Origin of the sequence: Jeotgalibaca sp. MA1X17-3 (assembly GCF_021513155.1) — a bacterium.
In the GTDB taxonomy this organism is placed as follows: Bacteria; Bacillota; Bacilli; order Lactobacillales; family Aerococcaceae; genus Jeotgalibaca.
This window is the reverse complement of sequence record NZ_CP090983.1, coordinates 577,358-598,069: the sequence shown is the minus strand read 5'-3', so window position 1 is coordinate 598,069 and position 20,712 is coordinate 577,358. Positions and strand designations below refer to the sequence as shown.

Here is a 20,712-nt window from a genome sequence, read left to right as displayed (position 1 = left end):
TGAATAAATAGATAGAAATACGCTCCCTTCTCTTTCAAAGAAGGGAGTGTATTTTTTCAATTTTTATCGAAAATATTCTTTTAGTCTTTCTAATTCTTCTCGATTCAATTCACGGTATTCTCCTGGCGCTAACGTTTCTTCTAAATGAAGGGGTCCCATCGTTATTCGTTTTAGATAGATTACTTTTTTTCCTACCGCTAAAAACATTTTTTTGACTTGATGAAACTTTCCTTCTTGAATGGTTAACTGGACTTGACTCTCTGTTTCAGAAGCAGATAAGATAATTAATTGAGCAGGTTTACAAACAACTCCACCAATAAATACAATTCCTTTTTTAAAATGTTCTACATCTGCTTGAGTAACTTGTTCATTGATAATGGCTTCATATGTTTTTGAAACTTGTTTGTCTGGAAGAAGCAATTGATATCCTAGGGGACCATTATCTGTTATCAATAACAATCCTTCTGTATCTCTATCTAATCGACCCACGGGATACAAGTTAGGTGTTTGGTCCTGGTTTTGAATGAGGTCCATAACGGTCTTCTTTTTTGCGTCAGTACGTGCGGTCACGGTTCCTTTCGGTTTATTCATTAGGTAGTAAACATGGTCTGCACCGTTCACTATCTGGTCCATCACTGTAATATGATGAGTGCTAGAATCAACATTGGAACTGCCCTCAACAACGACTTGTCCATCTACTTTTACAAGCTTCTTTTGGAAAAGTCTTTTGACCGTTTTACGCGAACCAAATCCTTCTTTCTCTAATAATTTATCAATGCGCATCATTCTTTCACTTCCGTTGTATATTAGTTCTAGGATCTACTTCATTTTTTTCACTTGTTCACTTTTTTCATTATTTTCAATTTCCCAATGGATGACAAAGGTAAGGATAATTCGAATAATAACGACTCCTCCCAAAACAAGGAACTCATCTAGTGTTTGGACAATAACAGATTTGAGTATCTCAGCTGCTAATTTAAATTCCAAACTATAAGCGAGTGCTCTCGCTAATTCCATTTTAGGATTGCTTGCCATCAAGTTCCCACCTGATTTGATAAATAAGAAAGCGGAACGTAATACACCGTAGATGATTACAATAATTCCAATACTTTCTACAATAGCTGCTAAAACAGGAATTACTTCGATTAAGATATTGTGAAGACTCATTTTATACCTTCTTCCTAGAAATATGCTTTATTCTATTGCTCTTTATTCATCATCCAATTTCAAGCCTTTTAACGCTTCGAACATAGCATTATTAACAGGTTCCTCTTTTTCTTGTTTTTTCAGATAACTATTCACTGATCGCTTATCTGCTTTTTTCCACCATTTTTTCGTTTTTCTTGGAACGTAGATAGCTTCTCACGATAGCCACATTTGCAAACAAATCTCTGGCCATCTCCTTCACCTACCAATTCCATTTTTTTACGACATTCTGGACAACGAGCATTGGTAACTCGAGACAAGTTTTTTCTGTAGCCACATTCTCGATCAGGACAAACGAGCATCTTCCCTTTTTTACCATTTACTTCTAAAAGCATTTTACCGCAATCTGGACAAGGTTTAGCTGTAACGTTATCATGCTTAAACTTCGCATCACTTCGCTTAATTTCAGAAATGATTGTTTTTGTATATTGCTTCATTTCACTAATAAAAGCTTCTTTTTTAGTTTCCCTTTAGCAATTTCTTCTAGCTTCAATTCCCATTCACCAGTCAATTCAGGTGATTTTAAATCAGTTGGAACTAATTCTAGAAGCTGTCTGCCTTTTCCAGTTGTATGGATACTATTCCCTCGTTTTTCTAACATAAAACTACCGAATAATTTTTCCATAATATCCGCTCTTGTTGCGACTGTTCCTAATCCCCCTGTTGCTTTCAAGGTTTGGGCTATTTCTTTGTCTTGACTTTCCAAGTACTTACCTGGATTTTCCATGGCAGTTAATAAGGTTGCTTCGGTAAAAGGAGCAGGTGGTTTGGTTTGACCCGTTGTTTCTACTACATAGCTAATTTCTAATTTGTCATTTTTTTCCAATTGAGGAAGAGTTTGATCTTTATTTTCATTGGATGAATCATCGTCGTATTGATTGTTATAAACTTCTTTCCATCCCATTTGAAGCACGGTGCGGCCTGTAGCAGTAAAAGTTTCTCCACCTAATTCGGCTTGTAAGGTGACTTGCTCCCATATTTCTGGTGGGAAAAGTACTGCTATGAAGCGTTTTACTACTAAGTCATAAATTTTTCTTTCTCGATCAGACAGTTTCTGAATTTGCACTACTTGCTCTGTGGGGATGATTGCATGGTGATCAGAAACTTTTTTGTCATCTACGAAAGAAGTATTTGCCTTAATAGGAGCTTTTAAAACTTTGTTAACGAGTGGACGATAAGTTGGAATCGCAATAGCTTTCAAACGATCCGATAAGGTCGATACAACATCCGTTGAAATAAAACGGGAATCTGTCCGTGGGTAGGTTAATAATTTATGTTGTTCGTAAAGACTTTGCATGAGATTGAGTGTTTCCTTGGCAGAATAGCCATATCGTTTATTGGCATCTCGTTGTAATTCGGTTAAATCATAAAGCCCACTTGAATAGGACTTCTTTTTCTTACGATCAATCGATGTAACAATTGCTGGTTGTTTTCCAATTTTATTAACTATTTTCTCCATTTTTTCTTTTTCAAAAACTCGTGTATGATTATTTTTTTGATCTTGCCAAAGTAATTTTAGTCCATCTATCGTTTTCGCTTGCGCTCCATAATAGGTCTGAGGCGTGAAGTTTTTTATTTCGTTTTCTCGTTGGGCTATGATAGCAACAACAGGAGTTTGTACTCGGCCACAATTTAATTGTGCATTAAATTTTGTCGTTAGAGCACGAGTCGCATTTAATCCGATATACCAATCTGCTTCTGAACGAGCAACTGCTGACTGGTAGAGGTTTTCATAATTTTTAGCTGGTTTTAAATTTTCGAATCCATCTTTAATGGCTTTGTCAGTTACCGAAGAAATCCATAAACGTTTCATTGGTTTATGAACCTTAGCTTTTTCGATAATCCAACGCGCTACTAATTCACCTTCGCGTCCTGCATCCGTTGCAATAATAATTTCATTTACATCTTTGCGAAGTAAACATGCTTTCACAGCATTGTATTGTCTGCTACTTTGTTTGATCACCATTAATTTCAAATCTTGCGGTAACATTGGTAAATCATTTAAATTCCAGGTTTTATATTTTTTATCGTATTGTTCTGGTTCTGCTAAAGTAACTAAGTGTCCTAACGCCCATGTCACAATATAACGATCTCCTTCTAAAAATCCTTGTCCTTTTTTTGAACAATTTAAGACACGTGCGATATCACGTGCTACGGAAGGTTTTTCCGCTATTACTACGCTTTTTCCCATTTGTATATTGAACTCCTTTTTTACTTCTTTTTTCCACTATACCATACTTTTTACTTGATTTATTTTTTAAACAAAGCACCCTAATCCTAACAAAAAAAGAGCGGAATCATTTCCACTCCTTCCTTATTTTAAAGAATACTTTTTTCAATATCCTCGGGTAAAATTTCAAACAAATCAGCTTCTTCATCCAATGCTAAGCGATTACTTTGCTGTAGTTTTGTTTTTTCAAAAAGACTTCGTGCCATGCGAGCATTTCCAAAATGACTATCACGTGTCTGATATTCTTCCTCAAACACTTTCTTTAGAGTATTCAATGCTTCCTCACTTATTTCAAATCCTTGTGGACTCGCACTCATCGTAAATATTTCGACTAATTCCTCACTGTTATAATCTGGAAAATCAATTGTATATGCAACTCGACTGCGAATTCCAGAATTCATACTGAGCATTTGTTCCATTTCTCCTGGATAACCTGCCATAATGACTACTAGTTTATCCCGATTGTCTTCCATTTCTTTAATCAAGGTGCTGATTGCTTCATAGCCAAAATCACTTTCCGAACCGGAATAAAGAGAGTACGCTTCATCAATAAACAATACTCCTCCATAGGCTTCTTTGATTTTTTCCAATGTCTTCGGTCCTGTTTGACCAATATATTGTCCCACCAAATCATCGCGAGTTACTTCAATCATATGCCCTCGTTTCAAGACTCCAATCGATTTCAAAATTTTACTAAGTAGTCGAGCAATCGTTGTTTTCCCTGTTCCTGGATTTCCAGTAAATACCATGTGTAAGGCCAATTCATTTACTTGATGCCCTAATTCTTCCCTTCGCTTTTCAGCTCGTACATAATTGATGATGGATTTCACCTGTTCTTTGACATCTTCTAAGCCTACCAAGTGTTGCAATTGCACCATATAATCTTGCAAATCTTCACCAAATAGCTGATTAGGGTCTATTCCAAAATCTAACGGTTCTAAAATTACTAAGTCTTCTGCTGTCAATGATTCTCCACTTAAGCGATAGGCGCGTTCGCGCATCGCTGATTCCATAACATTTCGGACGGCTCGTGCATTTGCAAACTGAGGTACTACTTTTTCTTGATTAATTTTTAAAAGAAATGCTTTTTCTGCTTCTTTTGTAAGTACATAGTGATTCGTTTCAGCTTGATCTCTTGCTATCTGTAAGAGTTCGGAATCAGAGAAATCATCAAATACAATTTGCATATTAATCCGGCTAGATAGTCCTGGGTTTGATTTTAAGAGTTCCTTCATGCCTGTATCATATCCTGCTAAAATGACAATAAAATCACCGCGATAATCTTCCATTGCTTTGATTAATACTTCAATCGCTTCTGCTCCATAATCACTTTGGTCATGACTACGTGGAGATAAGGAGTATGCCTCATCAATAAAAAGAACTCCCCCCATAGCAGAATCAATAATTTCTCTTGTTTTTTGAGCAGTTTGTCCCATATAACTACCCACTAGATCCGAACGATCTACTTCTACTAATTGACCGGTTTCTAAAATTCCTAATGAATGAAATATATCCCCTAGAATTCGTGCAACCGTTGTTTTTCCTGTTCCTGGATTGCCAGAGAAAGCAAAATGATAGTTGGGCTGCTCTGTTTTTTCAATAGAAAGCATATACGCTCGGCGCTTATCATATTCAACCAATTTCACAATTCGATTAATATTACTTTTCACTTCATCCAAACCAATCAGTTGATTCAATTCTTCTAATGAATGGTCTAGTGTCCGTTTTGTTTTTTTGAACGAAGAGCCAAACTCTTGTCCAAATGGATGAGGCTGACTTATTTTTTTGCTACCTTTTTTAGGTTGAAGACTGTCAATTAAGGTAGCCACTTTCTGTGTACTATGTGATAACGGCCGGGTTCGTTTTAAATCCTCATAGATTTTTCGACATTCAGCAAATTCTCCATGAATAAAATAAGCATAAACGCGATCATATTCGATTTCATCATCATATCCATATTTTTCAGAAGTAGCGATGGAGGCCAGTATGGAGGCCAACTCTCGTTCCTGTTGTAAATAAATTTTAGTCGTTAACCGATGCATCATATAAGAAGACGGCTTTTTCTTTAGTACTGCTTGAACATATTTTAAGGATTCTTCTAATTGGTTGCGTTGAAAAGCCATTTTCGCTAACATTTGCGCTGCTTCCCAATTCTCAGGATTTATAGAATATGCTTTTTCAGCATAATTTTTAGCCTCTTGTAAGAAATCTTGTTGAGCAAATAATTGGGCCAACAAGGTTAGAAAGGAATCCTCCTCAGGATTTTGATCCACCGCTTTTTGAGCATAAGCCATTGCTTTTATATAATCATGATTTTTATAATAGCTCAATCCTAATAAGTAATTGACAAATGGGTGATCGGGATGATTTTTAATTGCTTCTCGTAAAATGGGTACGGTACTAAGAGCCATATTATTTTTGATATTATATTCCATTCCACGCAATCGGTCTTCAATGCTCGTTTGAGGATCGAAATACTCTTCCTCTACTCTAAGTGTTTCTTCCGGATTTTTTTCCATTTCGTATTTTTCCTCCTTTCTTATTCTTTTTCCTGTTTAACTTTTATAGTTCTCTGTTTTCTTTCATCTTTATCTATTTTATCATAGTTTAGAAGAAGTGCAGTAATCATGTGCTTTTATTATAATTCTTTAATATAAATCAGTACCTGTAAACTGTTCTATTTATCTGTTTTTTGATAAGTTTCTAGCTTCCTTTAGTAGAAACTTGTTTTTTGGAACATCTTGCACATCCATTCGATATTTTACTATAAAAATGTTATCATAAAAGTATACAAAATACTTTTTTTAAAGGAAAGGATGATAAACATGCTCTTTACAAACCGCAAGGAAGCTGGTTCACTATTAGCAGAAAAATTACTTCCTTTTAAAGATGAAGATGTCATTATTTATACATTACCACGAGGCGGTGTACCTTTAGGAGTAGAAGTTGCTAAGAAATTAGATGCACCATTAGGTTTAATTATTACTAGGAAAATTGGCCATCCTCTTAACCCTGAATACGCGATTGGTGCCCTGTCAGAAAATGGAAGGGCTTTTTACGATGCTAGTGAGATTAAACATGTAGAAGATGATTGGTTAGAAAATACGGAAGCCAGTCTTCGGAACGAAATCAAGAGACGTCGCTTGAAATACAGTGGGAAACTAGATTCTCTTGTTGCTGGAGAAGGTAAAACCGCCATTATCATTGATGACGGCATTGCAACTGGCTATACGATGAAGGCTGCGATCGATGACGTTCAAAAACATCATCCTGCTAAAATTATTGTAGCTATACCAGTAATACCAGAGTCTATGGCTCAAGAGCTAGAGGAGTCTGTTGACGAAGTAGTTGCAATTGAGCGTACGCGTGAATATCAGGGTTCCGTTGGTTCTTATTACTCCGATTTTTCACAAGTGAGCGATTCAGAAGTAACGGACTTAATGGCTACAGTAAAACAACATACTATTTAAAAGAAGAGGCTGGGACATTTTTTTGTCCCAGCCTCTTTCCTACTTCAGGATGATACTCGTTGTTCCTATTTATTATTTCCTATACAAAATATCATTGCTGATGGGAGTATAAAAAAGCTTCGTTATTTCTTCAGGATTTTTTGTTTGACCGAGAATCCACATCAATTTACAAACGACTGCTTCAGTAATCATGTCAAAAGCTTCTAATACCTTTACTCTATTTTTTAATGCCTGACCTACTCGGTACACTTCCATGTCACTGCCTTCGTTGGGAACTTGCGTAGTCATTACTACCGTTTTCCCTTTTTTTGTCCACTCTTCAATCACTTTATAAAAGCCCAACTCAGGAAGGGATGGGATTCCTCCCACTCCATAACTTTCAATAATAACTGCAGTATTTTTTTCAAAAAGAAACGATAACACTTCTGAATTCGCACCAGGTATGAGCTTAAATAACCCTACACTAGCATTCAATTTTTCATAAAAAACCGGCTCTTGATTCTTTTCCCCAGGAATATAGGAAAGTATTCGGCCATCTTGAATAGTTGCTAAGAACGGATAGTTGATACTAGCAAAAGCTTCATACCTTTTTGTGTGTGTTTTACGTGATCGTGTACCTAAAATTACTTTTCCATTAAATATAATCTGTACCCCAGCAGCCTTCTCTGAGGATGCATATAGAAAACTGTCATATAGATTGGTTTTTGAATCTGTAATATCCATATTGATTGGTTTTTGTGAACCAGTTATAATAATTGGTTTTGGTGAAGATTGAATGAGGTAGGATAAAGCTGCTGCTGTATAGGCCATCGTGTCCGTTCCATGAGTGATTACAAAACCATCATATTGGTCATAATTTTCTTTAATCACTTTCGCGAGAGTCATCCAAATGGCAGGTGAAATATTTGTACTATCGATATTGGCAACTTGAATGGATTTTACTTCAGAGAACTCGGCAATTCCTGGAACATATCGCAATAATTCTTCTGTTGTCAGGTTGGGATCCAATCCTTCTTCTGTAACTTGGGAAGCAATCGTGCCTCCTGTTCCAAGTAATAAAATTTTCTTTTTTTCCATATTTGCCTCCTTTGTACTTGATAATTTCAGTAGTACGACCAATAATTTACACTAGCTTCTTCTATTGTAGAAGCTTCCATCCACTTGTAGTTATGCAGTTTTGTATCATCATCATTAGGGTCATTCAAACTAAATTGACCATTCTCATATCCCGTTAGTAACATAATATGTCCTACTTCAGTAAATTGACTCTTCTTCACAGACACCACTACTAGATGTCCTTGCTCTAATTGTTCAATTGCCCCTTGCATATTGTTCCCAAGATTCAAAAAATTAAAATCATGAAGAGCCGCATAATCTGCAAAAATATCCCAACTTGTACCTGCCCCATCTACATAATAATCCTCTTGGGCCCACTCTAATAAGGTCTTTGGTGTAGAACCATACCCATGGTAATTTCCGACCATCGCTAATACTGCAAGAGCACAACCGTTCTCTCCCATATCTTTAGTACCATCTGTCCCGTACGGTAAGTCTTTCCATTCATCATCTGTCTGAACAAATAGAGGAACCGCACTAGTACGAACCAAATCTAATTTCCCGTTTTGTTTTAGATTTTCTACATTATTATATTCTTCTATTTGTATGCTTTCAGAAATTTGGCTCACCAATTCTGCATGCACATTTGGTTTTTTTAAATACATCTCTATAGCGAGGAAACATATTCCTACTGCAAGAGAAAGCAATAAAATTCTAAATATTTTTTTCATTCTTTTAGCGGCTTATCGCGCCTTCTCTCCCTTGTTCCTATTTTTTCTTCTATAGGAAGTGTCATTCTTTATTATGCATCTTCAGAAGCTTTATAGTCAAATCGTTTTTTATTCCAATCTAATTTATTTAGATATTCATAAATCCTTAACGTATGTTCTCACTCGACGATTGATATAAACCCTTTTTTTCATTATGATGAGAACAGAATAGTACTACATAGAATGGATAGGATGAGGAATAATGATGAATGAAATTAGCTTACAAGATACCGTATATGATGTAATCAAAACATATCCAGAAGTACGAGAAATATTGATTGATTTAGGTTTCACACCGCTTCGTGATAATGCGATGCTACATACAGCAGGCAGAATGATGACGATTGGTCGTGCTGCCAAACAATTCGGTCTTTCATACGAAACAATCGTTAGCGCCATGAAAACACATGGATTTCAATTGAAGGAGACAGAGTTATGAGCGAAAAAAAACAGAGCCAACGTTCACAAGAATTCGAGCGTCGTCAAGTGATACTAAAAGACTTAATCTTACGTCTTCACAATAACGAAGAGGAAGAACAAATCAAAATAGAATTTAAAGAACATTTTGGAACCGTAAGTGCCTTTGAAATTTCCGTAATGGAACGTCGTTTGATGGGAGAAGGAATTGAAGCCGAAGAAATCATGCGCCTTTGTAATGTTCATGCTTCTCTTTTTAATGGTTCTATCGAGGCTGTTTATGAAAATAGTGAAGAACAAGATAAACCAGGACATCCAGTTCGCGTTTTAAAAGAAGAAAACCTAGCGATAGAAAGTTCTTTAGATCGGATTGGAAAAATTTTATTAGCGTACCTTCCTCAACCCGAAGCAGACTTAAAAAAAGGACTCCTCTTACAACTGGATATTCTTTGGGAAATCGATAAACATTATGCTCGTAAAGAATACTCTTACTTCACCTTTATGGAAAAATATGGAATGATGGCTCCACCAAAAGTAATGTGGGGAGTAGACGACGAAATTCGCGAATTAATTAAAGGTTTCCGTTCTTTAATCGAAAATGATCAGTTGGACGTTGCAGAAGAGGCATTTGAAAAAATGCGTTATGAAGTAGAAGAAATGATTGTAAAAGAAGAAGAAATCATGCTTCCAATGATTCAACCTTTCTTCAATGAAGACGACTGGATTGCGATTGCTGAAGAGACAGAAGAAATTGGGTACTGTATCATTAAACCAGAAGCAAAGTGGCATCCAGAACGGGAAAGCTTTTCTTCTACAGAAGAATTACCTGAAAATGACGATGAAAATATTCACTTTGAAACAGGATATTTAACGAAAAAAGAGCTAGAAAAAATGCTTAACTCTCAGCCACTGGAGCTTACGTTTGTTGATGCGAATGATATTGTAAAATATTATAATGAAGGACCTGGTGAAAAATTGCTACCACGTACGAAAAGTGCGATTGGACGTGAAGTATACAATTGTCACCCACCCAAAAGTCAACCGATTGTCCGAAAGTTAATTCAAGATTTCAAAGCAGGTTTAAAGGATTCGGAAACACTTTGGTTCCATGCGCGCGGACATTATTTGATGGTAACGTACATGGCTCTTCGGAATGATGACGGAACTTATATGGGAACCTTTGAAACCGTTCAAGACATTGGAGATATCGTAAATTTAGATGGAGAAAACCGTGATATTAAATAAGGCTATTTTCGAATAGCCTTATTTTTTTGTAGATTTCATCATTGACATTTGTGAAAGATTGCGTTTACATTTTATCTTGTTTTTGACCGTTAGCATGTTACACTAGTTATAGACATTTAAAAAAGGAGTGAGCACATGAAATACGATTTTACAACACGCTTGAGTCGCAAAGAAATGGGAGCTGTAAAATGGGAGAAGATGTATGAATGCAATCCCAACGTAGCAGAAGATGTTGTTCCTCTTTCCGTTGCTGATATGGAATTAAAGAATCCACCAGAAGTAATCGAAGGTTTAAAAGATTTTCTAGACGAAACAGTACTAGGATACACCGGAGCTTATCCTGCATTTGAAGATGCAGTTGTAAATTGGCAGAAAAAACGGCATCAGTGGGACATCCAAAAAGAATGGATTGTTCACACACAAGGGGTTGTAGCAGCATTTTATGCAGCAATCCGTGCCTTTACTGAAAAAGGCGATGGCGTCATTCTTTTCCGACCGGTCTACTACCCATTTGGAATGGCCATCGAAGATAATAATCGAACAGAAGTAAACGTTCCTTTACGGAATGAAAATGGTAGCTATACCATTGATTTTGAAGCGTTTGAAGAAGCCGCTGCAAAACCAGAAAATAAAATGCTTATTTTCTGTAGTCCACATAATCCTGTAGGACGAGTTTGGAAAAAAGAAGAGTTAGAACGATTAGCTGAAATTGCAGTAAAACATAATATTTTTATTGTTTCTGATGAAATTTGGTACGATTTTACTATGCCCGAACATCCTCACACTGTGATGGCAACCGTCAATGAAGCATTGAATAAACAATTAATTGTCTGTACTTCGCCTTCTAAAACCTTTAATTTAGCTGGAATGGTTATTTCTAATATTATTATTCCTAATAAAAATGTCCGCGAAGAATTTACAAAAGAAATTCTTTCTGTTCGTGGAGACATGATTGGCATTTTAGGTTTTAAAGCTTGTGAGCTAGCCTATACTCAATCAGAGGCTTGGTTAGATGAACTTCTTCTCTTGATTCAAAAAAATCAACAACTAGTTACTACCTATTTTGAGGAACATTTCCCTCAAATTAAAACCTACCCTTCCGAAGGTACCTTTCTCCAGTGGGTAAATTTTGAAGCCTTAGGTATGAGTAATGAAGAGATGGAACACTTTCTACAGATTGAAGCCGAATTCTTTACAGATGGAGGATATATTTTTGGAGAAGAAGGTAAAGGGTATGAACGGATTAACCTCGCACTTCCTACTGATTGTCTCCACCTACAGCTTAAAAAGCTTGGTACCGCCTTACATAAAAAAGGATTTTAATTTAAAATATAAAACACTTTGCTTTTTTTGGCAAAGTGTTTTTATATTACTTCTTTTTTAATTTTAAAACTTTTTCGTTTAGTTTTTCATAAATGGTTTTCATAAAAGGTTCTTGACTTCTTTCTACAGCCTCTTCTAAATCCATCCATGCAATTGCACTATTTTCATCTGGTTTTATTCGTAACGTTTCTTTCTCGTCTGCAACAATTAAGTAGGTAACATTTAGATGCAAATGAGAAGAAATTTCTTTTTTATTTTTTATATGAGCTGGGACATCTAAAATTTCTAAAGAAAAAATATCTTCTGTGACTGCTTGGATATTCTGAAGTCCTGTTTCTTCGGTTACTTCTCGTAAAGCTACTTGTAGCAAGTCAATTTCTCCATCCGCATGTCCTCCTAACCAAGCCCATGATTGATAAATATTATGGTACGCCATCACTGTTTTTGTGAACGTTTCATTTACTACCCAGGCAGATGCAGTGAAATGTGCCTGCTCATTTTTTCTTGTCAACAAATCGCTGCTTGTATCCAATAGATTCAGGATCTTTTCTTTATCTTGTTTTTCTTTTCTATTAAATGGTTCATACATTTTGATTTGATCTTGATAATACAAATAACTTCCTCCTTCTATCTTATAGTCTTATGTATATAGATGCGGATGAATATACATCTCTACCGTTGGCTCTATTAATTTCCCTGTCTCCATGTAGGTTTTGAAGTCCCGTACTCGAAAAAGATCACCTGGTTCTAAAAAGAAAAAATAGAGAATGTAGGGATAAGAACTTTGTTTGGCTAAAATGTGATTTCTTCCTCTATAAGAATACCACCAAATTTCATAAGTAGACGAACCAAACACCAACTTCTCTTCTAAAAGTGTGAATTCATCACAGCCTTTTCTTTCTAATAATTCTGATATAGAAATAGGCCTTTTCCAATTCCCCTTCTGGATAAGCTGCATTTTTTCACCTTACTTTCTCTTCTTATTAATGACCTTGATTTTTCTTCTTCCATCTCTATTATACGAACATACGTTCTATTTTGTCAAGACTCACTTTCTTCTATACCAAAAAGCACATCTCTCCAGACGAGGATGTGCTTTTTTTATAATTTTTTAGTTGTGTGGCCCTCTTGAAATGACACCGGTAAAACCGTTCGTCGTTGAACTTCTTTTCCATCTATTACTTGAAGAATTAAATTTACTGCAGTTGTTGCCATGTCAGCTACTGGTTGAGCAATCGTAGAAACAATAAAGTTTGTTTCACGAGTCATTTTCAAACCATCAAAACCAATTACTTGAACATCCTCTGGAACTTTTCTTCCTAGTTTCTCCAAAGCATGAACGATATCTAATGCGGCCATATCCGTTATTGTAAAAATTCCATCTATAGTAGGTTCGTTTTCTAGAAATCTCTCTACTTGACCTTGCATATCCGTAATCGGTTCCAAAAGGTCCAAAACTTTATAGGGAATTTCTCTAGAATTAGCTTCTATCTCAAAATACTTTCTACGGTTTTTTGTTTCGTTCGGTATTTCTTGATACCCTCCAATATAAGCTAAATGTTTGGCTCCTCTTTTCTCTAACTCTCTTACAGCCATCCTACCACCTTCTGCATTATCTGATGTGACGTAGATGACATCTTCTACGAAATAACGATCAATACTCACAAAGGGAAGACTACTAAATATATACTGTTCAATATCAGAGTAGGTTATCCCTATGATCCCATCAACTTTATTTTGTTTTACCATTTGAATATATTCGTTTTCTTTTTCTGGCTTTCCATCCGAATTACAAAGATATAACTTATAATTTCTTTTTTCTAACTCAGCTTCTACATGGTAGGCAAATTCTGAGAAAAACGGATGCCATATTGTTGGTAAAATCAATGCAATTGTATTGGTCTTATTTGTTTTTAGACCTCGGGCATAAATATCAGGTGTATAATCTAGTTCCTTTATCGCTTCTTCAATTTTTTTTCGTGTGGTTTCTTTAACAGGAATATCATTAATATAGCGAGATACACTTCCCACTCCAACCTTTGCTAGTTTTGCAACATCTTTCATGGTGGCTTTCATCTTTTACGTCACCTTCTTTCTTCTATAAATTCTGTAATCAGTATAATCTACCCCTATAGAAATATCTAGTGCTACCCTATAAGCTATTTTAAATTATCCTAAAAAAAAGCAAACCTTCTCTATATTAATTAGAGAGGGTTTGCTTTTTCTTTGCTAACGCAAGACAACCAATCGTACCTGGGTTATCCCCTAAAGTAGGTAGAACCAAGTATTCATCTATATGAGGATAAGATACATACTCATTTAATAACTGTTTAAATTTCTCTTTTATTTTTGGTAAAAGTTGAGGTTGTTTTATGACTCCTCCACCCAAAATAATTTTCTCTGGAGATAAAATTAGTGTCGTATTATAAATTGCCTGAGCTAGATAGTCTGCTACAAAATCCCAAGTAGGATCATCTTGACCCATCTCTTGTCCTTTTATACCTGTTCTTTTTTCAATTGCAGGTCCGGCGGCTAATCCCTCTAAGCAATCACGATGAAAAGGACAATTTCCTTCATAGGTATCTGCTTCAACTTTTCTTACAATCATATGGCCCATTTCTGGATGAGAAAAACCTTCTACAAATTCTCCCATATTCATTGCTCCTGCTCCAATTCCCGTTCCAATCGTATAATACACACAACTACTAAGTCCTTTTGCAGCTCCAGCAACATACTCTCCATAACAAGCAGCATTTACATCCGTTGTGAATAAGATTGGTACAGCTAATTCTTTTTCTAAAACACCTACAATATCAAACATTTGCCAATCTATTTTAGGTGTATTTGTAATATAGCCATAGGTAGGTGAATCTTTTTTTAAATCAATCGGTCCAAAGCAGCCTAAGCCGATTGCACAAACATTGAATTTTTTAAAAAATTCAATAATTTTAGGAATTGTTTCAGAAGGAGTAGAAGTAGGAATAGAAATTCGTTCCATTATTTCTAAATTTTTATTGCCGATTGCTAAAACAAATTTTGTTCCTCCTGCTTCAATACTCCCATACTGTTCGGTCATATTTTCACACTCCCCATTTCTAATGAACCAATTTGTAAAAGTCCTTTTGCTTCAAAGGAAATATCCTTTCCTTTTTCAATCTCATAAAAGGTAAACGTCATGGTTTTTAAACCATTTGCAAAAATTTCAATGGAAGAGGTATCACGAAATATTTCAAGTACGAGTTGTCCATTAATCATTGGCACATGCGTTTGTCGACTTGTTAATTGTTCGGACTCGCTCCCTTTAATATTATACCCAAAATTCTTCCGATCAAAAGATAAGATTTCAGTTTCCTTATCGTACATCAATGCCAGACTGCTTTTAGAATTCTTTGCTAATCGAATCGTCATTTCATCTGTTTGAGAAACGTCTAGCACCATATGCATATAGCTATTATCAAAAAATACATTTCTATAGTTTACGGTACGATTCTCAATCACGACATTTTCTATTCCTGTATAGTATTCTAAGCTACTATAAATATTAGAAACAGGTCGTTGAATGAGAACATTGTCCTTCACTTTTAATTCTCTAGGCAAGGTCATTGCTCCAGCCCAATGATGATTTAAATCATGAGTGGGCATATCTCTCCCCCACATTTGCATCCATGCTACCATAATCCTACGATTATTCCCATCTATCGTTGTTTGTGGCGCATAAAAATCTAATCCAAAATCAATTTCATGGATATTTTCAACGGTCATTGTTCCTTTTTCCCAATCAACTTCTCCAATAAAAGCAGCTGTCGAGCTTGTATTCGGATACTCTAACTTGTCTGGAGTCATCTGAATCGGAGACATAATCAAAACATCTTTCCCATCCAAATGAAAAAGATCTGGGCATTCCCACATGATTCCTTGATCCTTCGTTCCTTCTAACAAAACGGAGTAAAAAGACCATTCTAATAAGTCATCCGATTTAAATAGTAAAATCTTTCCTCTATTATCTTCTGTTTTTGAAGCGATAACTGCATAGTAACCATCTTCTCTTTCAAAAACTTTAGGGTCTCGGAAATCTTGGAGTTCAGCGTGCTCTCCTACTTCTATTTTTCCGATTACTGGGTTATTTATGTGTTTTTCAAAATGAACACCATCCTCAGAGGATGCTATACATTGAGTTTGATACACCTTCCCATTTTCTTCCACATGTCCCGTATACATCAAATATAGCTTTCCATCTTTTTCAATGGCACTTCCTGAAAAACAACCATCTTTATCATAAGGTTCTGTTGGTGCCAACGCTACTGGAAGATGTTCCCAATGAATCAAATCTTTTGATGTAGCATGTCCCCAATGCATTGGTCCCCATACGCTGTCATACGGATAATATTGATAAAACAAATGATATTCTCCTCGGAAATAAACAAATCCATTCGGGTCATTTAACCATCCAACTGGCGCCATCAAGTGATAATGATGGCGATAACTTGGATCAATCAACTTTTTATTTTCATCTACAAAATGATTTACTTTTTGAATTGATGACAAAGTTTCCTTTTTAGTCATAGAATTATCCATTCTCCTTTATAAAACGATCATAGCCGTCTTGTTTAATTTGAATCCATTCTTCAATTCCTAATCTAGTTAATTCGTTTAAATAGTCATCCCATTCTTCTTCAACCTTGCCATTTGTAATCCATTCTGCTCGTTTACGATAGGTGTAGTCCCACATATCTGCTTCGATTTTTGAAAGACGATCTGTTTCGTCTTTTTCCATGAATACTCGAGGATAATTATTCTCATTGTTAACGTATGGTAAGTAATATTCGTGCATTAAATCTAAACGCCATTTTGCATCATCAGGCATAGTCGTATAGGTACCATAATAACTATCTAAAATTGCTAATGGACCAGATGCTTCTGTTCTTTGGCGCAACTCACCAGGAGAAGCTCCTTCTAGTGGTAAATGTTTCAGCATATCTCCGTCTAATTCAAAAATGTTTTGCTGAGTTTCATCACCATATGTTCCCCAGTTATTTTGAATAGATTGAAGTGGATCATACATCTTATCAATCCATTTTGCTGTTAGTTCTAGGTTTTCATTTGCACTAGTAATGACTAATCGGTCTCTACTGAAGCCCATTCCATTCGTACGAGTCACATGTTTTTCTCCCGTTGGACCAGCAAGAACCGGTAAGACATCATAAGCTTCGTCATCTCCACTAACGTTCATTTTATCCCATGTAAAGTAAACGCCATAACGGTGGTCTTTCCCTTTTGCTACATATGTATTCCAATCTTGTTCGAATGCTTCTTTATCAATTAATCCCTTTTCGTACATTTCATTAAAATATTTAATGGCTTCTTTATACTCATCATTATCTGCTGTAAAATCTACTGTTCCATCATCATTAACTACTAAGTGATCATCATTATCACCGATTCCAAATGGAGCAAATAAGAATTTCAAGTCTTCATTTCCACCATCATTAATGAATGAGAAAGGAATCTCATCATCTTCACCATTCCCGTTAGGGTCTTGTGTTTTAAATGCTTCCAGTACAACCATTAACTCTTCTGTCGTTTCCGGCATTTCTAAACCTAAGTTTTCGAGCCATTCTACATTAATCCAAGCCATATCATTAACGGTATGAATAGACTCTTTTCCTTCTCCCAGTTCTTCTATCCATGGGAATGAATAAATATGTCCATCAGGAGCAGTCGATAGAGCACGATACTCAGGATTCTCATCAAAAACTTTTTTCAAGTTCGGCATATGTTCCTCAATTAAATCTTCAACGGGAACAATAACGCCACTTTTAGCCCACGTAAGTAAATCATAGTCGCCTGCTGCTGCATTAAAAATAGCATCTGGTAAATCTCCACTTGAAATATCTAGGTTTCTTTTTTCAACAAAATCTGCATTATAATTTGTCCAATCAATATGAACATTGGTTTCTTCTTCTAACCGATTAAAAATTAATTTTTCATTTGGATCGGATGGTGCAAGTGGAGCACTTTGTGAAATCATTTTTAACGTTACTTTTTCTTCCAAAGGAAAACTTACATTATCTAACTCATAATCTGGACTAGAACTAGCATTATTTGAACCTCCACATCCAGAAAGTAGTAAAGTGGAAACAAAAAGTATAGAGGGAACGATATATTTATTTTTCATTAGTATCAATCTCCTTTTTTATGTTTTTAACCTTTAATAGATCCAATTAAGACACCTTTATCAAAATATTTCTGGAAGAATGGGTACATGATCATCAAAGGTAAACTAGAAACGACGATCGTAGCATATTTTATTAATTCAGCGATTTGTTTCATTTCAGCCATGGCTGTATTTGCACCCACCATATCTTGTGATGGCTGGTTCTGAATTAGAATTTTACGTAAAGCAAGTTGTAAAGGCTCTAGATTTTGATCCTTCAAATAAATCATTGCGTCAAAGTAAGAGTTCCATTGTCCAACAAAAGCATATAAAAATAGTACAAACATAATTGGTTTAGCTAATGGTAAAATAACCTTGAATAGAATTTGAATATCATTCGCTCCATCTATCGTTGCTGCTTCTGCTAATTCAGCAGGTAAACTTTCAAAATATGTTTTTGCTAAAATAATATTCCAAACATTAATGGCTCCAGGAACAATAATAGCCCATACCGTATTTAACATACCTAGATTTTTGATAAGCATGTAAGTAGGAACCAAGCCCCCACCAATGAACATCGTAATAATAAAGAAACTCATAATCCAACCTTTTCCAGCCAAATCCTTTTTTGATAATGGATAAGCGGTTAGGACACTCAAGACTACCGTAAGTGCACTATAGGAAAAAGAATAAAACAAAGAATTAAGAAAACCTCTTACAATAGAATCATCTGCAAACACTCTTTTATACCCTTCTAAGCTCCAATCTTTAGGACTAAAGCTAATTCCTTGATTTAATAGCGTTACAGGATCCATAAAAGAAGCTGCTGTAACATAAATTAACGGAACTACTGTTATGAGTACCAGAAAAGCTACAATAATTCGATTGAGCCACAAAAAACTTTTATCAAAATCAGAATGAATATTCACGATCGTTTCCTCCTTATAAGCCTTTTCCTTCATTTAATTTCTTCACTATATTATTAACCGTTAGTAATAAAATGACATTGATTAAAGAATTAAATAATCCGACTGCAGTAGAATAGGCATAATCTCCAGATTGGAGTCCTACTTTGTACACATAGGTAGAAATAATTTCAGATGCGGGGATATTCATTGAGGTTTGCATCAGAAACGCTTTCTCATACCCGACGTTCATAATATTTCCTGCAGAAAGAATAAAACTGATCACCATTACAGGCTTTAATGATGGTAAATCAATGTGCCACATTTTTTGTAGGATGTTAGCGCCATCAATATTAGCAGCTTCATATAAATCAGGACTTACGCCTGCTAAGGTTGCGGTATATAAAATAGATGCCCATCCCATTCCTTGCCAAATTCCCGAAATAATATAAATGGATCGGAAATAATCTGGATTAGACATAAACATAATTTCTTTTCCGGTAAACGCAGTAAACAATTGATTAATAGGTCCGACTGCAGAAAGAAAAATAAAAATCATACCCACAATAACTACTACTGAAATAAAGTTTGGTGCATATAGGATTAATTGAATCCTTTGTCTTAATTTTTTATTGATTATTTGATTTAGTGAGAGTGCTAGAATAATTGGTGGAAAGAAACCAAAAAACAAACCAAATGCACTTAATTTTAAGGTATTACTTAAAAGTACTAAAAAGTTTGGTGAAAAAATAAAATCTTGAAAGTGCTCTAAACCTATCCAAGGACTTTTCAATATACCTAGGGTTGGATTAAAATCTTTAAAAGCAATCATGGCTCCATACATAGGAACGTATTTAAAAATAAAAGTCATCAACATTCCAGGTAGTAATAAAACATACAACCATTTATTTTTCTTTAAATTTTTCATTCGTCTTACTTTAGCATTGCGTTTCATTGCAGTTTTTTCTTCTTTTGTGAATACCTTTTTCTCAATTTTCTTTATTGAATGTTCCATTTTTAATCCTCCATTTCCACATTTTTGAAACGATTCCAATTTATATTAAAAAAATAAATGAGTTCTTTTTTACCACTTTGGAAACGTTTCATTTATATGTTTTTATAATACCAGTTAGAAAATAACTTGTCAACATATTTTTAAATGTTTTTGATACATGATGATATTATCCTATTCTTTGTACATCCAATTTTATCATTCGTCGATATACGATTATGCTTGTATACTATAAATAAGAAAGGAGTTTTTATATGAACTCATTTAATTTACAAGCCTCTTCCACCGAAAAAATTATTTTGGGGATGGGTTGCTTTTGGGGGCCAGATAGTTCCTTTGGTAGTTTACCGGGAGTGATCAGTACCGTTGTAGGATATGCAGGTGGAACATCCTCTCACCCAACGTATCGAAAAATAGATGATTATACAGAGACCGTTGAAATTACTTTTGATCCTCAACTTCTCTCTTTAGAATCTTTACTTCATACTTTTTGGCAAACTCATGACGCTACAAAAAATCGTTTTTATAGAGAACGTCAATATATTTCTTTAATTGTTTTTCAAAACATTCAACAAAAAAAAATTGCAGAAAACATAAAGCAGATAGAAGAAAAGCGCCAAGGAAAAGAAATCCAAACGGAATTCCAAGTGGCAACTCCTTTCTATCCGGCAGAAGATTATCATCAAAAGTATTTTCTACGCCGCTTTAAAGAAGCTACAAAAAATGTGCAGAAACTTTTCCCAGATGAAGAGACATTTATACGCTCTACCATTTCTGCAAGACTAAATGGTTTTATCCGAGAAAATAAGAGCTTGCCAGAAATAAAAGAAGAAATTAAAAACTGGGACCTTTCTGAAGAACATTTAAAAGAACTTCAAAACATGATTCTCTCATTAAAATGGTAAAAAAAGAAAACATGATACG

At 35.2% G+C, this 20,712-nt stretch carries 20 protein-coding genes; 5 read left to right on the top strand and 15 right to left on the bottom strand.

Going from position 1 to position 20,712, the window contains the following annotated elements; genetic code table 11:
• Window positions 1–63: 63 nt before the first annotated feature.
• The 5 genes from LZ578_RS03000 to LZ578_RS02985 form a co-directional block, all read right to left on the bottom strand.
• Window positions 64–783, bottom strand: a complete 720-nt coding sequence (locus LZ578_RS03000) for a pseudouridine synthase (RefSeq protein ID WP_235146386.1) — start codon at window positions 781–783, stop codon at window positions 64–66.
• 36 nt (window positions 784–819) lie between these two features.
• Window positions 820–1,167, bottom strand: coding sequence for a DUF1622 domain-containing protein (locus LZ578_RS02995; protein WP_235145862.1), 348 nt, complete (start codon window positions 1,165–1,167; stop codon window positions 820–822).
• A 131-nt stretch (window positions 1,168–1,298) separates the two neighbouring features.
• Window positions 1,299–1,643: a hypothetical protein gene (locus LZ578_RS12580; RefSeq protein WP_311198591.1), complete on the bottom strand. Its 345-nt coding sequence runs from the start codon at window positions 1,641–1,643 to the stop codon at window positions 1,299–1,301.
• On the bottom strand, window positions 1,640–3,397 hold the full coding sequence (locus tag LZ578_RS02990) for a DNA topoisomerase III (protein WP_311198590.1): 1,758 nt from the start codon (window positions 3,395–3,397) through the stop codon (window positions 1,640–1,642). Before LZ578_RS02990 ends, LZ578_RS12580 begins: the two co-directional genes overlap by 4 nt.
• Before the next feature lie 128 nt (window positions 3,398–3,525).
• The gene (locus tag LZ578_RS02985) at window positions 3,526–5,955 is read right to left on the bottom strand and encodes an AAA family ATPase (RefSeq protein WP_235145861.1); all 2,430 of its coding nucleotides are present in this window, start codon (window positions 5,953–5,955) and stop codon (window positions 3,526–3,528) included.
• A 306-nt stretch (window positions 5,956–6,261) separates the two neighbouring features.
• On the opposite strand from LZ578_RS02985, the gene LZ578_RS02980 reads away from it, so the two are divergent.
• Entirely contained in the window at window positions 6,262–6,906 is a 645-nt protein-coding gene (locus tag LZ578_RS02980) for a phosphoribosyltransferase (RefSeq protein ID WP_235145860.1), read from the top strand.
• A 72-nt stretch (window positions 6,907–6,978) separates the two neighbouring features.
• Here LZ578_RS02980 and LZ578_RS02975 read toward each other — a convergent pair whose 3' ends face one another.
• Entirely contained in the window at window positions 6,979–7,983 is a 1,005-nt protein-coding gene (locus LZ578_RS02975; RefSeq protein ID WP_235145859.1) for an asparaginase, read from the bottom strand.
• A 26-nt stretch (window positions 7,984–8,009) separates the two neighbouring features.
• Window positions 8,010–8,693 (bottom strand): C39 family peptidase, encoded by a 684-nt coding sequence (locus LZ578_RS02970; RefSeq protein ID WP_235145858.1) that lies wholly within the window; start codon window positions 8,691–8,693, stop codon window positions 8,010–8,012.
• A gap of 241 nt (window positions 8,694–8,934) precedes the next feature.
• Here LZ578_RS02970 and LZ578_RS02965 point away from each other — a divergent pair, with 241 nt between their 5' ends.
• The 3 genes from LZ578_RS02965 to LZ578_RS02955 all read left to right on the top strand — a co-directional run bounded on the left by LZ578_RS02965 (window position 8,935) and on the right by LZ578_RS02955 (window position 11,717).
• Window positions 8,935–9,171 carry a DUF1858 domain-containing protein gene (locus LZ578_RS02965; protein WP_235145857.1) on the top strand — a complete coding sequence of 79 codons (237 nt, stop codon included), beginning with the start codon at window positions 8,935–8,937 and terminating at the stop codon, window positions 9,169–9,171.
• Entirely contained in the window at window positions 9,168–10,394 is a 1,227-nt protein-coding gene (locus LZ578_RS02960) for a DUF438 domain-containing protein (RefSeq protein ID WP_235145856.1), read from the top strand. The genes LZ578_RS02965 and LZ578_RS02960 overlap by 4 nt, the downstream gene beginning before the upstream one ends.
• A 135-nt stretch (window positions 10,395–10,529) precedes the next feature.
• A complete protein-coding gene (locus LZ578_RS02955; protein WP_235145855.1) occupies window positions 10,530–11,717 on the top strand; it encodes a MalY/PatB family protein in 1,188 nt (395 codons plus the stop codon).
• 46 nt (window positions 11,718–11,763) lie between these two features.
• On the opposite strand, the gene LZ578_RS02950 is transcribed toward LZ578_RS02955, so the two are convergent.
• The 8 genes from LZ578_RS02950 to LZ578_RS02915 form a co-directional block, all read right to left on the bottom strand.
• Window positions 11,764–12,306: an NUDIX hydrolase gene (locus LZ578_RS02950; RefSeq protein WP_396326712.1), complete on the bottom strand. Its 543-nt coding sequence runs from the start codon at window positions 12,304–12,306 to the stop codon at window positions 11,764–11,766.
• A 51-nt stretch (window positions 12,307–12,357) separates the two neighbouring features.
• Window positions 12,358–12,675, bottom strand: a complete 318-nt coding sequence (locus LZ578_RS02945; protein ID WP_235145853.1) for a hypothetical protein — start codon at window positions 12,673–12,675, stop codon at window positions 12,358–12,360.
• A gap of 143 nt (window positions 12,676–12,818) precedes the next feature.
• Complete coding sequence (locus tag LZ578_RS02940) at window positions 12,819–13,793, bottom strand: LacI family DNA-binding transcriptional regulator (protein ID WP_235145852.1); 975 nt, start codon at window positions 13,791–13,793, stop codon at window positions 12,819–12,821.
• Window positions 13,794–13,917: 124 nt separating this feature from the next.
• Window positions 13,918–14,793, bottom strand: coding sequence for an ROK family protein (locus LZ578_RS02935; RefSeq protein ID WP_235145851.1), 876 nt, complete (start codon window positions 14,791–14,793; stop codon window positions 13,918–13,920).
• Window positions 14,790–16,280, bottom strand: a complete 1,491-nt coding sequence (locus LZ578_RS02930) for a glycoside hydrolase family 32 protein (RefSeq protein WP_235145850.1) — start codon at window positions 16,278–16,280, stop codon at window positions 14,790–14,792. Before LZ578_RS02930 ends, LZ578_RS02935 begins: the two co-directional genes overlap by 4 nt.
• A gap of 4 nt (window positions 16,281–16,284) precedes the next feature.
• Window positions 16,285–17,892, bottom strand: coding sequence for an ABC transporter substrate-binding protein (locus LZ578_RS02925; RefSeq protein ID WP_235145849.1), 1,608 nt, complete (start codon window positions 17,890–17,892; stop codon window positions 16,285–16,287).
• 26 nt (window positions 17,893–17,918) lie between these two features.
• Window positions 17,919–18,833, bottom strand: a complete 915-nt coding sequence (locus LZ578_RS02920) for a carbohydrate ABC transporter permease (protein ID WP_235145848.1) — start codon at window positions 18,831–18,833, stop codon at window positions 17,919–17,921.
• Window positions 18,814–19,731 carry a sugar ABC transporter permease gene (locus LZ578_RS02915; protein ID WP_235146385.1) on the bottom strand — a complete coding sequence of 306 codons (918 nt, stop codon included), beginning with the start codon at window positions 19,729–19,731 and terminating at the stop codon, window positions 18,814–18,816. Before LZ578_RS02915 ends, LZ578_RS02920 begins: the two co-directional genes overlap by 20 nt.
• A gap of 311 nt (window positions 19,732–20,042) precedes the next feature.
• Here LZ578_RS02915 and msrA point away from each other — a divergent pair, with 311 nt between their 5' ends.
• Complete coding sequence (msrA, locus tag LZ578_RS02910) at window positions 20,043–20,693, top strand: peptide-methionine (S)-S-oxide reductase MsrA (protein WP_235145847.1); 651 nt, start codon at window positions 20,043–20,045, stop codon at window positions 20,691–20,693.
• The last annotated feature ends 19 nt before the right edge of the window (window positions 20,694–20,712 follow it).

Bases quoted from the DNA above. Each gene is read 5' to 3' on its own strand.
- LZ578_RS03000 (WP_235146386.1), bottom strand. From the start codon at position 783: ATGCGCATTGATAAATTATTAGAGAAAGAAGGATTTGGTTCGCGTAAA.
- LZ578_RS02995 (WP_235145862.1), bottom strand. From the start codon at position 1,167: ATGAGTCTTCACAATATCTTAATCGAAGTAATTCCTGTTTTAGCAGCT.
- LZ578_RS12580 (WP_311198591.1), bottom strand. From the start codon at position 1,643: ATGAAGCAATATACAAAAACAATCATTTCTGAAATTAAGCGAAGTGAT.
- LZ578_RS02990 (WP_311198590.1), bottom strand. From the start codon at position 3,397: ATGGGAAAAAGCGTAGTAATAGCGGAAAAACCTTCCGTAGCACGTGAT.
- LZ578_RS02985 (WP_235145861.1), bottom strand. From the start codon at position 5,955: ATGGAAAAAAATCCGGAAGAAACACTTAGAGTAGAGGAAGAGTATTTC.
- LZ578_RS02980 (WP_235145860.1), top strand. From the start codon at position 6,262: ATGCTCTTTACAAACCGCAAGGAAGCTGGTTCACTATTAGCAGAAAAA.
- LZ578_RS02975 (WP_235145859.1), bottom strand. From the start codon at position 7,983: ATGGAAAAAAAGAAAATTTTATTACTTGGAACAGGAGGCACGATTGCT.
- LZ578_RS02970 (WP_235145858.1), bottom strand. From the start codon at position 8,693: ATGAAAAAAATATTTAGAATTTTATTGCTTTCTCTTGCAGTAGGAATA.
- LZ578_RS02965 (WP_235145857.1), top strand. From the start codon at position 8,935: ATGATGAATGAAATTAGCTTACAAGATACCGTATATGATGTAATCAAA.
- LZ578_RS02960 (WP_235145856.1), top strand. From the start codon at position 9,168: ATGAGCGAAAAAAAACAGAGCCAACGTTCACAAGAATTCGAGCGTCGT.
- LZ578_RS02955 (WP_235145855.1), top strand. From the start codon at position 10,530: ATGAAATACGATTTTACAACACGCTTGAGTCGCAAAGAAATGGGAGCT.
- LZ578_RS02950 (WP_396326712.1), bottom strand. From the start codon at position 12,306: ATGTATGAACCATTTAATAGAAAAGAAAAACAAGATAAAGAAAAGATC.
- LZ578_RS02945 (WP_235145853.1), bottom strand. From the start codon at position 12,675: ATGCAGCTTATCCAGAAGGGGAATTGGAAAAGGCCTATTTCTATATCA.
- LZ578_RS02940 (WP_235145852.1), bottom strand. From the start codon at position 13,793: ATGAAAGCCACCATGAAAGATGTTGCAAAACTAGCAAAGGTTGGAGTG.
- LZ578_RS02935 (WP_235145851.1), bottom strand. From the start codon at position 14,793: ATGACCGAACAGTATGGGAGTATTGAAGCAGGAGGAACAAAATTTGTT.
- LZ578_RS02930 (WP_235145850.1), bottom strand. From the start codon at position 16,280: ATGACTAAAAAGGAAACTTTGTCATCAATTCAAAAAGTAAATCATTTT.
- LZ578_RS02925 (WP_235145849.1), bottom strand. From the start codon at position 17,892: ATGAAAAATAAATATATCGTTCCCTCTATACTTTTTGTTTCCACTTTA.
- LZ578_RS02920 (WP_235145848.1), bottom strand. From the start codon at position 18,833: ATGAAGGAAAAGGCTTATAAGGAGGAAACGATCGTGAATATTCATTCT.
- LZ578_RS02915 (WP_235146385.1), bottom strand. From the start codon at position 19,731: ATGAAACGCAATGCTAAAGTAAGACGAATGAAAAATTTAAAGAAAAAT.
- msrA (WP_235145847.1), top strand. From the start codon at position 20,043: ATGAACTCATTTAATTTACAAGCCTCTTCCACCGAAAAAATTATTTTG.